Raw genomic sequence first — 15,552 nt, 5'->3', positions numbered from 1 at the left:
TAGAAAAATAAGGAAAATATATTGAATGGAGATTAGTAAATGAAAAAGCAATTGAATGCAATCACTCTGTTACTTGTCACGGTATTATTTTTGTCTGCATGCTCGAAAAAAGAGACGCTTAATGAACCTAAAGGCGGACCTTTTGAAAATGCACAAAATGATTATCTATCAAAAGTGGATGTTGATTATGCTTATAACTTCGCAAAGAGTCTAGAAGAATTTAAAACCAATGAAAAATTAGGTTATCGTACTGCAGGCTCACAAGCAGAAATTCAAACAGGTAATCATATCTTTGATGAAATGAAAGAAATAGGACTCTCTGAAGTAACAAGGGATGAGATTACCGTAGATACGTGGGAGTTTGAAAAAGCGGACCTTACCTTTACGGATGAAAATGGACAAGAACATCTTGCTGTTTTAGGTGGCTATCAAACGAACTTTAACACGAAAGGCGTAGAAGAGTTTGAAGTTATTTATGCTGGAAAAGCCACAAAAAACGATCTTGCTGACCTTGATGTAAAAGATAAACTCGTGTTGATCGATATTAATCAACGTGAAGAATGGTGGATAAACTACCCTGCCCTGCAAGCTCACTTAAAAGGCGCTGCTGCGGTCATCGCTGTACAACAAGGTGGTTATGCTGAAGTCGATCCTACAGCATTGAATGCACAGGATATTATCGGTCCTGCGTATGCCCCTGCATTTTCCATGTCACAGGCTGATGCAGAAGTTTTGAAAAAGGCGATTACTGCAAGCGGAAACGCTTCAATGAAAGTTCGATTCGACGCCAAATCGGTAGTAGAGTTTGATGGCAAGACGTATAACTATTACGGAAAAATAATCGGTAAAGATCCCGAGTCTTACATTATTTTTTCAGCCCATTACGATTCATACTTTTCCGGATTCCAAGATGATAATGCTGCGATCGGGCTTATGATGAGCATTGCAAAGGGGCTTATCGATAGCGGCTATAAACCGGAGAAGACCATTATTTTCAACGCATTAGCTGCAGAAGAATGGGGAGTTTCAAACACTCGTTACGATTGGTCAGCGGGTGCCTACAACCAAATTTTCAACGTGCATCCCGAGTGGGTAGGAAAAGCTGTCGCAAATATCAACTTTGAACTTCCTGCTTACGAGCACACGTCTAGCGATGAAATACGTACAATATACGAGCTTAAAAACTATCTAGAAAAATTTGCTTCAACTGTCCCGAAAATCGAAGGTGTTTATAAAGACGGAATCTCAGTAGTTTCACCACTAAGAACGTGGTCCGATGACTTTTCCTTCTCGATTGCAGGCGTTCCAGCACTAAGAAATGATTTTCAAGATAGCGAATTCATGAGAACTCATTATCATTCACAGTTCGATAATGAAGATACTTATAATGAAAAGGCGCTAGCATTTCACCAAAATCTCTATGGGTTATTAACAATGTACTATGATCAAACCGCCGTTACTCCACTCGACTTTACGGTCCGGCTTGAAGCTCTAAAAGAAAGCATTGACCAAGAAATCTTTGAAGATGCAGATTTATCTTCAAATGAAATCATGACGGAAATAGACACAGCAATTGCTAACGCAGAAAAGATTAACAAGAAAGTTAGCGAAATAAATGATAACTACCTGAGGGCTTTGAATGAAGGCGACAATAAAACTGCCAGTAAACTATACAATGAAAGCAGAGAGCTAAATTCCAGCTTATTGGAAACATTCAAGTTTGCCCAAGATCATTTCGTCAAACTCACCTGGGAAGACGAGCCGATATTCCCTCATGAACATGCTCAAAATAACATCGAGAATTTAGCGCTTTCTATTGAAGCTTTGAAAGATGGGGATGTAAATACGCCTCTAGATGAATATTTATATGCCATTGATAATAATTGGTATACCTATGATTTCGACAAAGAGGTTAACCGCTATTTCACAGACTACGTGCTAGAGCAACCTGCTGACAGACTTCTCTGGGGTGCTGGAAGAATTGTCGGACATGAAGATTTATATGACACAATAAATTCCCTTTTAGAAAAACGCGAACAAAAGGATGCTAATGTCACCGAAGAAATTGAGGCATTGAAGAAAGCCTTGGAAAATCAAAAACAACTCCTGAAAACATCTGTCGATGAGGAACACGCAAACATGAAGAAACTTTCTAAAATGCTAGCTGAATTAGAGTGATAGTAAGTTTTAAGGTACCTTTAAAAAAGGATTTCTTAAATACTTCACAAATCGGACTAAACAATTTGGATACTTTGTGAACTAATTCACAAGTTGTGTTCAGTTTGTAAAATTTAGGGTATAGTTAGAACTAGATAGACGAACAAATCTTTTAGTCATAATGTTTCATAGAATATAGTTGTAAAAAGAAAGGTGATTGCAAAATGAGGATAATTACAGTTTCCGAGAAAATAAGCAAAGCTATACTTGCACTTCAACGACTTGGTCAAACTGCTTTAATATCCCATACAAAACTAGTACTTCACACTATTCGGGAATAATGCAATACTTAATATAGTTATGAGGTGATGACAATGGTTCAATTGAAGAAATCACAGTACGGGAATAATGTTATTATCGAAGAAAATCCGGTATCAAGATGGTTATTTTCTAACACGATATCCGCATGGATATGGTTGATTTTAAGAGTATACCTAGGTTACTCTTGGCTAATGGCAGGCATCGGAAAAGTAACTTCCGACGCTTGGACAGGTGCCAATGCTGGTGCTGCAATTAAAGGATTTATGGGCGGCGCCCTTGCTAAAGCAGAGGCGGGAGACGTCGCAGGATGGTATGCTTGGTTTATAGAAAGTGTCGTAATGCCAAACGCAGTCCCCTTTTCTTACATGGTCGCATGGGGTGAAGTGTTAGTTGGACTTGGTTTAATCGTAGGACTTTTAACAGGAATTGCAGCATTCTTCGGTGCACTTATGAATATGTCTTTCTTATTAGCAGGTACTGTAAGTTCGAATCCCGTTATGCTAACAATTGCAGTATTTATAATACTGGCATGGAAAGTTGCTGGTTGGTACGGACTAGATCGTTGGGTTTTGCCTCGCCTAGGAACACCGTGGTCGAGGAGAGGAAAAGAATAGGAATAAATGAGATGATATCCCAAGTTCAATACTTGGGATATTTTTTTATCCAATCTAACTGATTAGAAATATCTCTCGTGTCATTAGTGCTACACCACTAAGTCTGTCCATTAATTAAATAGGAGATATTATCGATTATATTCATAGGTATTATTGATTATTCAGCTCTATACTTTCACGATAAGTAAAGCCTTATTCAAATGTTTTCACAAATTCGACGAAAGAATTTGGACACTTTGTGAATCACTTCACATAATACGTTCCATCACTACAAATGCTAGTATAATAAGAATTAAGTTAGACGAACAAATCTCTTAGACTTAATGCTTCAAAGAATATAGCTATTAAAAAATAATAGGAAAGGAAGAATGCAAAATGTGGGTAATTACAGTTTTCGAGAAAATGAATGTCCGGATCTTTGAATACCAGGATAAAAGCGAAGCTTTACTAGCACTCCAACAACTCGGTCAAAACGCTTTATTGTCTTATACAAATTAGTTCATTTTAAAGCTTTGGGAATAATGCAATACTAAATATAATTATGAGGTGATGACAATGGTTCAATTGAAGAAATCACAGTTCGGGAATAATGTTATTATCGAAGAAAATCCAGTATCAAGATGGTTGTTTTCCAACACGATATCCGCTTGGATTTGGTTGATTTTAAGAGTCTACCTTGGTTATTCTTGGCTGACTGCAGGTATTGGAAAAGTTACTTCTGACGCTTGGACAGGTGCCAATGCTGGTGCTGCAGTTAAAGGATTCATGGGTGGTGCCCTTGCTAAAGCAGAGGCGGGAGACGTTGCAGGATGGTATGCTTGGTTTATAGAAAGTGTCGTAATGCCCAACGCAGTCCCATTTTCTTATATGGTCGCATGGGGTGAAGTATTAGTCGGACTCGGCTTAATCGTCGGACTCTTAACAGGAATTGCGGCATTCTTCGGTGCACTAATGAATATGTCTTTCTTATTGGCAGGTACTGTGAGTTCGAATCCAGTGATGCTCGCAATTGCAATCGTCTTAATCCTAGCATGGAAAGTTGCAGGTTGGTATGGACTAGATCGTTGGGTCTTGCCTCGCCTAGGAACGCCGTGGTCGTCAAGGATACGAAATGTTAAAACACAGGAACCTTTGGAAGTTTGATTTTGGGACAGATTTACTGAGTCGAAGGCGAACAGAATCCTACTAATAGTTATATAAAAAGGTGTGCCAATAAGACTAGGTACACCTTTTAGCATTTCAATTTTTATTTAAGACCGCCATGGGTCGTTATTGGATACATGACCCCACCTTTTGCAAATGAAACCCTCCCCGTCTCTTCCGAAACAACGAGTACAAGAGCATCACTTCGTTCACTCAATCCTAAAGCCGCTCGATGTCGCGTACCAAGTTTTTTATCACCCGTATATATCGGATAGCGGAAGGACATTTGCTGCGGAAACAATCTGATTAAGTTTAACCAATACAGCGCCATCATGAAGTGGATTTCCGGGATAAAAAATTGATTCTAATAAAGCATGGTTCAAGTCTGCTCCTATCGGTATCCCCGCTTTTATCAGAGAATCAAGAGGATTTTCCCGTTGGATCACAATTAAACCGCCATGTCTCAGTTTCGACATATTCTGCAAACAGATTGACAGCTCTGAGTACTTATCCGTGAATGGAGCTAAATAACAATTCAAATAATAAGTGGCAGCTTTAATTTCAATATCCAAAAACTCTGCTTTTATTTTCTGGAAACTACAAAGAAGACAATTTTTTTCATTATCGATTTCCTCTAAATTTGCCTCTAATTCTTTTATGACTCCGCGAATATCCTCTTTTAATGCATGTATCATCAATGGAAAATCACAATCCACATTATCCACGGAATCGCACCCCCACTCTATTAATTCCTTAAACAAATTTTTATAATGACCAAATTATATACTTAAAGTTTACCCACGCAAGATTATTTTAATCATTACATGATCCGTTAAAAGGTGACTGACTTTGTATAAAAAACTAAGGGGATATCGACATAGTGTTATATAGTCGATATCCCTAATTATTTTATGGAATTATGCAGTGCTTTCTCTGAATACTGCCTTGTACAGGTACTTAAAAATCTTTAAGAATTTGTCTAGATCCATAAAAAACTCGATCAAATACACCTTCTTCATTTAGAATAAATTGAATGGTATCTTGCTTATTCTTCTCGATCCCAACAAACGTATTATTTCCTAAATGTCGAAGCGGGTTGTGGATTCCACCCGTTAAATGTCTTAATTGGCCATCTTTCACATCGATTTTCACGCTCATGCCTTCTCCCGATGTATACGAACCGACAAAATTTTCCAACTCATTTTCTTCAATCGGCTCAGTTTCAAAATTGACATGCGCGGCATCCGCTTCCCTTCCGCCAAGTACGTTTAGCGCGCCCATTAGTAATCTGCCAGATGGAACACTTGCTAAACTGGATAACGCGACGCCAGTCAAACCTTTTTCCGGAAGAATAAACATCAACGAAGAAACTCCTTTCAAGCCGCCACCGTGTTCGATAAGCGTATTCCCGTAATAGTCTGGTGTAATAAATCCCATTATTGTACTCAAAATGAGGGTATAGCATTTGAGCGACACTCTCCCCAGACAAAATTCGTACACCGTCAACCAGTCCTTCATTCCGAAAGATTTCAAGATATCTCAATATGTCATTGATTGTCGATTTCAAATAGCCTGCAGCCCTCATTGCGGGTGCATCCCACCAGATTTCCGTCGGATAAACGGTAATCCCCTCTTCGGTCGTTTTAGATGCATAAAGCTTTGTATTTTCAAAGCTATCTAATTTATCTAAATCAAAAAAAGTCCTATCCAATTTTGCTGGTTTCAAAATATGCTCGGTTACATAATCCTCATAGGCTTGCCCGCTTACCTGGCTTATAATGACACCCAGTAACCCATAAGAGTCGTTAGAGTAACTAAATGAAGTTCCTGGACTACCAAGTGGTTGAAAATTTAGCTCCGCAATAAAATCGAACATATCTTCATATGTATCAATCGCACTTCCAGTATTATTGACTAAATCCAAATCGAGATAATCTTTCGCCGATGGATCTTGGTCAATGCTGCGTTTTCGCGCATACACATGCGTTGAAATCGGCGGGATTCCTGCAGTGTGCGTCATTAAATGATGAATCGTAATTTTTTTCGTCTGCTCCATATCCGCTGAACGAAATTCCGGCAAATGTTCCAGTATTTTATCATGAACAGAGAGCTCCCCCGCCTCCTGAAGCTGCATAATCGCAACACATGTAAATGATTTCGTCATGGATGCAATCCCGAAAATCGTCTCCGGCGTGACCTCCAGCCCGTTTTCCACATCGCGATATCCAAAACCTTTCTCGTACAGACGCTCACCATTCTCGTTAATACCAACCCCTACTCCGGGGATATGGTTTTCTTCAACAAGTTTTTTTGCATAGACTTCAAATTCAGACATATTCTTCATTGAGAAATCTCCCTTACTAGTAGTCTCTGTGTAACTAGTTTTTAAAGCTCTTGACAATAGCTCTTATTCTAGAATTTTTCAATAAATCCCTTCTTTTCAAATTGAACTCTTTTAAAAGGTACCTATTATCTTATATAGATAGATGAGAATACAAAAAAACAAAGGGGATATCGACAAAGTGTTATACGGTCGATATCCCCCTCTTGATATTATGCATTGTCTGAATTGCCTTTTGCACAGTTACTTAAAAAATAGATACATTCATTGTTGTCTCGACAGGTTTCGTTTCGACAATCACTTCACCATTACGGATTGAATAGAGTACCGGCGCTTGCGTACGAATCGCTTCATATTCGTCGTCAGCATCAATCACGATTAAATTCGCCTGGTTTCCTTCTTTCACACCGTACTCGCCCTTCAATCCTAGCGCTTTAGCGCCGTTTGTAGTGATTAAATCAAGCGCTTTTACGATATGATTAAAATCTGTCATATGGCAGGCGTGCAAACCAACGTCGACGACACTCATCAAATCACCGTTTCCAAGCGGATACCAAGGATCCATGATGGAATCGAGTCCGAAACTAACATTAATGCCTTCCGCTAACATCTCTTTCACCCTGGTCAGTCCTCGACGTACTGGATGACTATCGAATCTGCCTTGTAAATGTAAATTGGCTTTCGGCAAGGCGACAAAATGTATGCCAGCTTTTTTCAAAGTTTGGAATAGCTTGTACGTATAGGCATTACTGTATGAAGCCATTGCGGTCGTGTGACTCGCTGTCACCCGATCACCCATGCCCAATTTCAGTGCTTCTCCTGCGAGCACTTCCAAATATCTTGATTGGTCATCATCAATTTCATCGCAATGGATGTCCACCAATTTATCATATTTGTTTGCAAGTTCAAGCGCTCTTATCACAGAGCGAACCCCATCTTCACGGGTTAATTCATAATGAGGAATTCCGCCAACGACATCAGCTCCCATTTCAAGTGCTTTCACCAATAATTCTTCGGCATCAGGCTTGGTATAAAGTCCTTCTTGCGGAAATGCAACGATTTGCAAATCCAACCAAGGTTTGATTTCCTCTTTTACTTCGAGCAATGCTTTCAATCCTTTTAACTCTGGATCACCAACATCGACATGTGTTCGAACATGTTGAATACCGTGTTGCAACTGCATTTTTATCGCTTTTAAGGCGCGATCTTTAATATCTTGTTTACTCTCGTTGATCAATTGCTTTCTTTCGGACCAAATTTCAATTCCCTCGAATACAGATCCTGATTGGCTCCACCTTGGGGTTCCAGCAGTCAGTACATAATCCAAGTGAATATGTGGCTCAACGTAAGGCGGCAACACTATCTTTCCATTTAAATCGATAACATCGTTATTATTAGAAGACTGACCAGTATCGGCAGCCGGTTTAATGGTTTGGATAGTTCCAACTTCGATATGGATATCCCATCTACCATCTTGACCATAAAGTTTTGCGTTTTTTAAAATCATTGGGCACCTCTCCTTTATGAATATATATATAATGTTATCAATGGGTTTTGTAGAAGACAAGGATTCCGATGGCGTCAATAATTGAAGAACTTCCATGAGGAAACATTGATCTAGACCACAATCATTTATGGATTCAATCTACGACTACCAATCCAATGTTGAACCTGAGATACGTTTGATTCCCCGGATAGAAGCTATTTCTTCAATAAGTTTCAACATAGCAAGATTTTTTGTTTTGGCTTCAATCATAATATCAAAATCCTGACCGAGTTCCTTTGCCATTTTCAAGAAAGGAAGGATAAACTCAATAGATACAAAATCGGCATGTGAACGATAGGCTTGATTTGATTTAGGTGAGGAAAGATGGACTTTCGGCACTACAGAAGAGCTTTTCCAAGTATTAAATATACGCGGTAAATAACTTGAAAGATTATCCTCCCCTTTATTTGCCATATGGTGATGATAATCAAGAACCATAGGAATATTTTCTGTTTCACAAGTAATAAGTGTTTCTTCTACATTATAGGTCTTATCATCATTTTCAAGCGTCATATGTTTTTTAATATTTGAGGGTAATGTTTTTAGATTCTCATGGAAACGTCCTAATGCACTTTCTTTATCCCCATATGCTCCGCCAATATGGATATTGATCATACCCCTTTCAAGCGCATTCATCACTTCAAGCATTTTAAAATGGTATTCCATATCCACCACTGCATTTCTTGTCACTTCTTCCCGTGGACTCGTAAAAAGAGTAAATTGATTTGGGTGAAAACTTGGCCGCAACTCATATTGTTGAATTAGCTGGCCCAATTCTTCCCACTCGGTTTTGAATGGAGTTATGAAATCCCACATTACTTCTGGGTGGGTTGCCAAGGGAACTAGCGAACTTGAAAACCGGTATAGTTCTACTTCATGGGCGATGTTATAATACAAAATTCTTTTCGTATGTTGTAAATTTTGGGCTGTTACAGATTTGAGCTTGTCCATTCGTTCGCTTTTAGGAAGCGTTTTATAGCGTGTAAAAGTTAAAGTTTTAGAAGGGCTTGCATCCCATAATCCTAATGCATTGGCTACATATCCAAAACGAATCTTCATCGACTTTTCTCCTTCTTCTTAAATCGATTCGATGCCAATTAACGATTCCTCGATACAATCAAGTACTTAATATCGTGCCCTACATCAATCTTTAGATACTATCATGCACAGATACCTGAAATTCAAACGGTGTTATTCACCCACATTAACTAATGCCCGAGTTACTACATACAATGATTAAAAGTGGGAGTTGATTTAAATGGCAAGGTGGATTGACGTGTCAACATCACATCATCGCTTAAAACTTTTTGACGGGCATAGGCTCATAAAGTCTTACCCTATTGCAGTTGGGAAAATGTTGTCACCAACCCCTTCTGGGACATACACGATTATCAATAAACAACGTAATCCCGGCGGGCCATTTGGAGTTTTTTGGATGGGGTTGTCAAAGCCTCATTACGGAATACACGGAACAAATAATCCAGCTTCAATCGGCAAGAATGTCTCACATGGATGTATTAGAATGTTTAATCATGATGTTCTAGATTTATCATCCAAGGTTCCAATTGGTACTAAGGTTGTTATTCACAAATGACTCTAGCGATTGAATAAGTTCACTCGTGAACTACCCACTCCTACGCTAACACTTAGAGGTGGGAGCTTCTAAGGTACTTGCGCCTACCGGTGAAAGGTACCTGTGCATGGTTGAATTATGACATGACTTTGCATAATAACAAATTGTGATTACAATAGAGTGTTATATAGTCGGTTTACTCTTCTCACTTTATGCAATTGCAGTGTACTTTCATAATTGTTTTTGGCACAGGTACTTGAAACTTTGAAATTCAGTTTCAACCTCACTTCAATGGTACTATTACAATAAGGTCAATCGTGCCTAGTATTTTTGAAAGGTGAATAAAATGAAGAGAATTATTGATGCACATATCCATTTAGATCAATATGAAGACGGAGATATCGGTAGAATTATCGCTGACTTGGAACGTATCGAATGCACAAATCTAATCTCTGTTTCTTCTCACTTAGATTCATGCCTAAAAAATTTGGCCCTTGTCAAAAAGTATAAGCCAGTGAAACCAGCATTTGGTTTTCATCCGGAACAGGCGCTACCCTCCGACTCGGAGATGACTTCCCTTTTTACATGGATTGCAGAACATAAAGAAGATATGGTTGCGATTGGTGAAATTGGGTTACCGTATTATTTGCGAATGAAGGCGGGCAATGGCACACAATTTCCGCTAGATGGCTATATTGAATTACTCGAAAAGTTTTTAAAGTACGCAAGAAAGTGGGACAAACCAGTTATCCTTCATGCAGTTTATGATGATGCGCCAATCGTATGCGACCTTTTGGAAAAATATTCAATTGAAAAAGCACACTTTCATTGGTTCAAAGGAGAAGCTGCAACAACACAACGTATAATTGAAAACGGCTATTACATATCAGTCACGCCTGATGTTCTCTATGAACAAGAGATTCAGAACCTTGTAAAGCTTTATCCACTCGAAAAAATGATGGTCGAAACAGATGGACCATGGAAATTCAAAGGAAAATTCGAAAACCAAATAACTCATCCCAAGATGATTCACTCATCCGTTTCTAAGATTTCTCAGATAAAAGAAATTGACCTTTCTGAAACATATCATGCATTGTACATGAATTCTAATCGGTTTTTTAGTCTGAAAACATGAAAGGCATTCCAGGTGCATTAAAAACAATTCATACTTCGGATAAAAACTAAAGGGGATACCCACGACATTTTACATTATCGGTATCCCCTTCTTATATTATGCATCTTTCACAGGTACCCGAAATTAGGAATTCACGTAAACATCAATCTTCGCCAACCGTTCAATAGCTTCTTGCAAAGCTTCCACTTCTCGTACGAGCGCCAATCGGACATAGCCGGCACCTTCTGACCCGAATACGCTTCCAGGGACCATTACCACACCGCTTTGTTTAATCGCTTCGAACGTAAATTCCTTATCGTCCATCTCAAACGGATATTTCGCCCAAACGAACATTCCGCCATTTGAGGGCGTCACTGACCATCCACTCTCAGATAACCCATCTGTTAATACATGATGTCTCTCTTTGAACTCTTGTCGTAAGCGTGCTGTAATTTCTTCGGCATGATCCAAAGCGGTGGCAGCTGCTTCTTGAATAGGTTCAAACGTGCCGTAGTCCAAATTAGACTTGAACTGTTTCATAATGCTGATGATTTCAGGATTACCTACGATGTAAGCTATCCTTGCCCCTGCCAAACTAAAACTTTTGGACAACGAATTGACTTCAATTCCGACTTCCTTCGCGCCAGGAATTGAAAGGTAACTGAACGGTTTATCTCCTGTGAAATAAAATTCAGAGTAAGCTGCATCATGCAATACGATAATATTGTATCGCTTAGCAAATGCGATCACTTTTTCAAAAAACTGCGTTGTAGGCATTGCAGGAACAGGATTTCCAGGTAAATTCAATATGAGCATTTTTGATTTTTGTGCAATTTCTTCTGGAATCGCATCTAAATCAGGCAAGAAGTTATTTTCCGCACGTAAAGGCATTTCAAATGGAATTGCCCCTGCTAATTTAATCCCGACTTCATAAGCGACATAAGCAGGATTTGTTGTTAATACAATATCCCCTTCATTACAAAAAGCGAATGGCAGATGGACTAGACCTTCTTGAGATCCCATCGTTTTAAGGATTTCCGTATCCGGATCGATTGTAACGCCTGAACGTCTCTGATAATAATTTGCAACAGCTTCATGGAATCGTTTCGTCCCGCCGAGCGTGTAACCGTATGAGCTTTCCAAAGCACTCTGCTCCGATAGGACTTGTCTTACTTTTTCATCGGGCGGTAAATCGGGGCTTCCAAGACTTAAATCGATTATTTCAACGCCCGTTTCTTCTTTTAATTTTGCTGCTGCTTTTAATTTTCCGAAAATAGCTGGTTCAAAAATAGACATTTTTTGTGAAGGTTCAATTTTCATTGAGCTGCACCCCATTCTATGTAAATTTCATTTCTCAAAATAGTTTACCATGAACGATGTTTTTTATGTGATAACATAACGAGAAAGCTTTTAGTGAATGTAGTAAAGGTCTAAATCCTTCTTACTTCTAATGCGTTCGCTTGCCCCTATTTAGTGTCCATTTTCTCCAGCCGCCCAGTAAGCGACTCCCGCCAGTTTGTTGCCAATTCTTGGATATTGATTAATTTTTGTATACTCTCCTTGTCCTTTAAACGTTGAAAATAAATGTCGTTAGCCACTAACACAGACAGCCTTTCAGGATGTTGTTTGAGTAACTTAATTTGAGAATCTTTTCTTACAGCGCCTTCCTCGAGAACACGGCATAAATATCCTGTATATCCTGTTTCCACCATTCTTTTTAATAGTAAGGACAAATTCGTCCGCTTTGTAATTGTACTGCAAGGAATTCGACTTTGTGTAATTTGAATGACTGCCTCGCCAATTTGAAATATATCACCTATATGAACATCTTTTTCTAACATATTTGTAACTGTTAAATTTTCACCAAATGTAGATACTGGTAAAGTCGTCTTAAACTCGGATTCCCATAACGCATAATGTTCATATGGATAAATACAAACTGCTCGATCTGATCCACCGTGAAAACGTAAATCGGCAACACCATCCCCTTGAAATCCATCTTTCGTTAAAAATGCATCAATAACACTTTCTTTACAAATACCCGTATTCATTTCTTTACCATTTTCATAAATCAGTGTTTTCGGAGTTCCGATAGAAAGATTATGAATCTTTTTTACATGATTCATCCTTGAAAATGCCCCCTAGCATTACCATATTAGACTTCACTATAAATAATATTATACTATATAAATTTATTTATAATGCAAAGCTTTTAAATATGTAATACCAGTCAATATTTTGGAGGTATTATAAGTTATGCTAGGCGAATAAAATGCAATCTCCCTTCCACAAGAACGTTTCTTGTTATAATTAACTACTATCACATACGAGGAGGAACAAATATGCAAACATTGTATTTTGAGCATGCATGGGATAAAATAATTGCACCTGCGGATAGAGAAAAGATTATGGAACATTTTCAATCACGAAACCTCGAAAACAAGATTCAGCTTTCATTTTTATGGGAAGCAATCAACCATAAAGGTGAACGATTAGTCACAGTTCTCATTCACAATAGTGAAGACACTCCCCTTCCTTTTCAAGATACAGCCATTACTTTTTATAAAGAAGCGAACAAATTGCTACTGGCATTTTCACCTTACCAATAGAGATTCCAGGAAAAACATCCTTGCCATGGACATTCATTTTTGCGCCAGCGAATCAAACAGAAGAACCCCCAAGATATACAATCAAAAACATATCTTGACAAGGAAAATTAATTACAGACGAAAAAACCTTACATCCACTTAGTTATAGATGAAAGGTTTTCTCTATTTTTAAAAGTTTAATTATGCAATTCATCATAGTGATAAAATTCATTTCAATTTCTGACCAACCATTTACCCATTTGGACTATCATCGTTACTAACTTTCACCTTAAATATCTTGGGATTTAATTTATACTTTTTGGCGGTTTCTTCAAATATCTTCTCTACCTCTACTCGTTCTTGTTCGTTTGCTTCTTTATTTGTTAAAGTAATTTCAATTCGAAATTCATCTTCAGATTCCATAATTCCAAGTATACTATGTTCATATCCATTTTCCCTTAACTTTTCCCCTAGCCTTTTATAGAATCCGACTTCTTTATGATAGGATTCCAGATAGCCATTCGCCTCTTCTAGTGAAACTTCCCGTTTTTCTTGCGATAAAGTGGTGCTGACGTTATTTCCTGCATTTGAAAACCTAGCATAGGTAGATAGCATAATAATAACGAGTAAAAGTAGACATAAACCAAGTAAACCGCTGTTCCTCACATTCACAAAGATCACTCCTCGTGTTCTTTATTGATATTATGCCTAATGGTACCATTTTATAATTAGACGAGTAATGCAAAAAACGCACGGCCTAGGGCCGTGCGCTTTTAGCTGTCGCAATATGCAAGGTACCTATGGAAGGCACCTAAAATTTTTCTCCAATTTACGCCAGCTCTTCAGCTGTCTTCATATACTCTTTAGTTTTCTTAGTTTGGAAGCGACCTTCCCATTTTGAGATAACAATTGTTGCCGTTGCATTTCCAAGTACATTTACGACTGTTCGACCCATGTCAAGAAGTCTGTCGACACCGGCAATGAATGCAAGACCTTCAAGAGGGATTCCGACCGTTCCAAGAGTCGCTAGTAGAACGACAAAGGAAACCCCTGGTACACCTGCAATCCCATTAGATGTAACCATTAAGACTAAAACTAATGTAATTTGTTCCATAACACTCAAGTTGATGTTATACATTTGTGCAATGAAAATTGCCGCAAGTGCTTGATAGAGCGTAGAGCCGTCTAGGTTAAATGAATATCCCGTCGGTATGACGAAAGAGACAATATCTTTTGGACAACCTTTCTTCTCCATCTTCTCCATTAACTTTGGCAATACAGTTTCTGAACTTGCCGTAGAATAGGCTAGGATAAGTTCGTCTTTCAATAATTTGATCACTGAAAAAATACTAGACCCTACCATCTTCGATATGAAACCTAATACAACAACAACGAAGAAAATCATCGTTACATATACGAGAATCATTAATTTGCCGAGCGGGATCAACGAACTTAAACCAAATTTTGACACAGTCACACCGATTAATCCAAATACACCAATCGGTGCAAATTTCATGATTAGATTCGTTACCCAGAACATTGCATCTGCTGTTCCTTGGAAAAATGCCAAGACAGGTTTTCCTCTTTCTCCAACGGATGCAATCCCTAACCCGAATAATACAGAAAAGAAGATAATTGGAAGCATATCCGCATTTGCCATCGAATCCACAATATTACTTGGCACAATGCCTACAATAACATCCATGATTCCTTCATTTTGCACTTCTTCTGTCGTTTGAACATATTTATCGATATCGCCTTTAGTGAGTGACGACATATCGATGCCTTCACCAGGCTTAAAGATGTTTGCTGCCGATAATCCGACAACAATCGCAATTAAAGAAACAACTTGGAAGTAAAGCATTGTTTTTCCGCCAAGTTTACCTAATTGTTTGATATCTCCAGTTCCAGCTACACCAACAATTAATGTAGACACAATAATTGGTACAACGATCATTTTGATCATATTAATAAACATCGTGCCGAGCGGCTGCAAATAAGTTTCAATTGCAGGGTTTCCATAAAAAACTGCTCCAACAATAATCCCTAATATTAATCCGACCAGGATTTGATAGGCTAAAGGAAATTTAAATTTTCTTTTCATCAATAGTCACCTCTTCATCATTTGAAAACGCTTTCTCTAAAAAAGTAAGCT

At 38.4% G+C, this 15,552-nt stretch carries 15 protein-coding genes and 1 pseudogene; 7 read left to right on the top strand and 9 right to left on the bottom strand.

Annotated elements, in window-relative coordinates; genetic code table 11:
• Positions 1-39: 39 nt before the first annotated feature.
• The 4 genes from G8782_RS10000 to G8782_RS09990 all read left to right on the top strand — a co-directional run bounded on the left by G8782_RS10000 (position 40) and on the right by G8782_RS09990 (position 4,235).
• Positions 40-2,178 (top strand): M28 family peptidase, encoded by a 2,139-nt coding sequence (locus tag G8782_RS10000; protein WP_172370822.1) that lies wholly within the window; start codon positions 40-42, stop codon positions 2,176-2,178.
• 353 nt (positions 2,179-2,531) lie between these two features.
• On the top strand, positions 2,532-3,092 hold the full coding sequence (locus G8782_RS09995; protein ID WP_172370821.1) for a DoxX family protein: 561 nt from the start codon (positions 2,532-2,534) through the stop codon (positions 3,090-3,092).
• A gap of 375 nt (positions 3,093-3,467) precedes the next feature.
• Positions 3,468-3,590, top strand: coding sequence for a hypothetical protein (locus G8782_RS18610; protein ID WP_281357914.1), 123 nt, complete (start codon positions 3,468-3,470; stop codon positions 3,588-3,590).
• A 57-nt stretch (positions 3,591-3,647) separates the two neighbouring features.
• Complete coding sequence (locus G8782_RS09990) at positions 3,648-4,235, top strand: DoxX family protein (RefSeq protein WP_172370820.1); 588 nt, start codon at positions 3,648-3,650, stop codon at positions 4,233-4,235.
• Between the two features lie 103 nt (positions 4,236-4,338).
• On the opposite strand, the pseudogene cdaS reads toward G8782_RS09990, so the two are convergent.
• From cdaS to uvsE, 5 genes and pseudogenes are all read right to left on the bottom strand, one after another.
• Positions 4,339-4,960: pseudogene (gene cdaS, locus G8782_RS09985) on the bottom strand (sporulation-specific diadenylate cyclase CdaS).
• A 232-nt stretch (positions 4,961-5,192) separates the two neighbouring features.
• Positions 5,193-5,516: a DUF3471 domain-containing protein gene (locus tag G8782_RS09980; RefSeq protein WP_172370819.1), complete on the bottom strand. Its 324-nt coding sequence runs from the start codon at positions 5,514-5,516 to the stop codon at positions 5,193-5,195.
• The gene (locus G8782_RS09975) at positions 5,458-6,579 is read right to left on the bottom strand and encodes a serine hydrolase domain-containing protein (protein WP_172370818.1); all 1,122 of its coding nucleotides are present in this window, start codon (positions 6,577-6,579) and stop codon (positions 5,458-5,460) included. Before G8782_RS09975 ends, G8782_RS09980 begins: the two co-directional genes overlap by 59 nt.
• A 244-nt stretch (positions 6,580-6,823) precedes the next feature.
• Positions 6,824-8,083: a cytosine deaminase gene (gene codA, locus G8782_RS09970; RefSeq protein WP_172370817.1), complete on the bottom strand. Its 1,260-nt coding sequence runs from the start codon at positions 8,081-8,083 to the stop codon at positions 6,824-6,826.
• Between the two features lie 144 nt (positions 8,084-8,227).
• Positions 8,228-9,181, bottom strand: coding sequence for a UV DNA damage repair endonuclease UvsE (gene uvsE, locus G8782_RS09965; RefSeq protein WP_172370816.1), 954 nt, complete (start codon positions 9,179-9,181; stop codon positions 8,228-8,230).
• Positions 9,182-9,380: 199 nt separating this feature from the next.
• Here uvsE and G8782_RS09960 point away from each other — a divergent pair, with 199 nt between their 5' ends.
• Positions 9,381-9,716, top strand: coding sequence for a L,D-transpeptidase (locus tag G8782_RS09960; RefSeq protein WP_172370815.1), 336 nt, complete (start codon positions 9,381-9,383; stop codon positions 9,714-9,716).
• A gap of 325 nt (positions 9,717-10,041) precedes the next feature.
• On the top strand, positions 10,042-10,830 hold the full coding sequence (locus tag G8782_RS09955) for a TatD family hydrolase (protein ID WP_172370814.1): 789 nt from the start codon (positions 10,042-10,044) through the stop codon (positions 10,828-10,830).
• Positions 10,831-10,953: 123 nt separating this feature from the next.
• Here G8782_RS09955 and G8782_RS09950 read toward each other — a convergent pair whose 3' ends face one another.
• A complete protein-coding gene (locus G8782_RS09950; RefSeq protein WP_172370813.1) occupies positions 10,954-12,129 on the bottom strand; it encodes an aminotransferase class I/II-fold pyridoxal phosphate-dependent enzyme in 1,176 nt (391 codons plus the stop codon).
• A gap of 146 nt (positions 12,130-12,275) precedes the next feature.
• A complete protein-coding gene (locus G8782_RS09945) occupies positions 12,276-12,935 on the bottom strand; it encodes an MOSC domain-containing protein (RefSeq protein ID WP_172370812.1) in 660 nt (219 codons plus the stop codon).
• A gap of 216 nt (positions 12,936-13,151) precedes the next feature.
• On the opposite strand from G8782_RS09945, the gene G8782_RS09940 reads away from it, so the two are divergent.
• Positions 13,152-13,418, top strand: coding sequence for a hypothetical protein (locus G8782_RS09940; RefSeq protein ID WP_172370811.1), 267 nt, complete (start codon positions 13,152-13,154; stop codon positions 13,416-13,418).
• A 231-nt stretch (positions 13,419-13,649) separates the two neighbouring features.
• Here G8782_RS09940 and G8782_RS09935 read toward each other — a convergent pair whose 3' ends face one another.
• Both G8782_RS09935 and G8782_RS09930 read right to left on the bottom strand, forming a co-directional pair.
• Positions 13,650-14,069, bottom strand: coding sequence for a hypothetical protein (locus G8782_RS09935; protein ID WP_172370810.1), 420 nt, complete (start codon positions 14,067-14,069; stop codon positions 13,650-13,652).
• Between the two features lie 157 nt (positions 14,070-14,226).
• Positions 14,227-15,501 carry a cation:dicarboxylate symporter family transporter gene (locus G8782_RS09930; protein ID WP_172370809.1) on the bottom strand — a complete coding sequence of 425 codons (1,275 nt, stop codon included), beginning with the start codon at positions 15,499-15,501 and terminating at the stop codon, positions 14,227-14,229.
• Positions 15,502-15,552 lie beyond the last annotated feature (51 nt).

The organism is Sporosarcina jiandibaonis (genome assembly GCF_013184495.1).
GTDB lineage: Bacteria > Bacillota > Bacilli > Bacillales_A > Planococcaceae > Sporosarcina > Sporosarcina jiandibaonis.
Note: the sequence above shows the minus strand (reverse complement) of the source record. Positions and strands in the feature narration are given on the sequence as shown.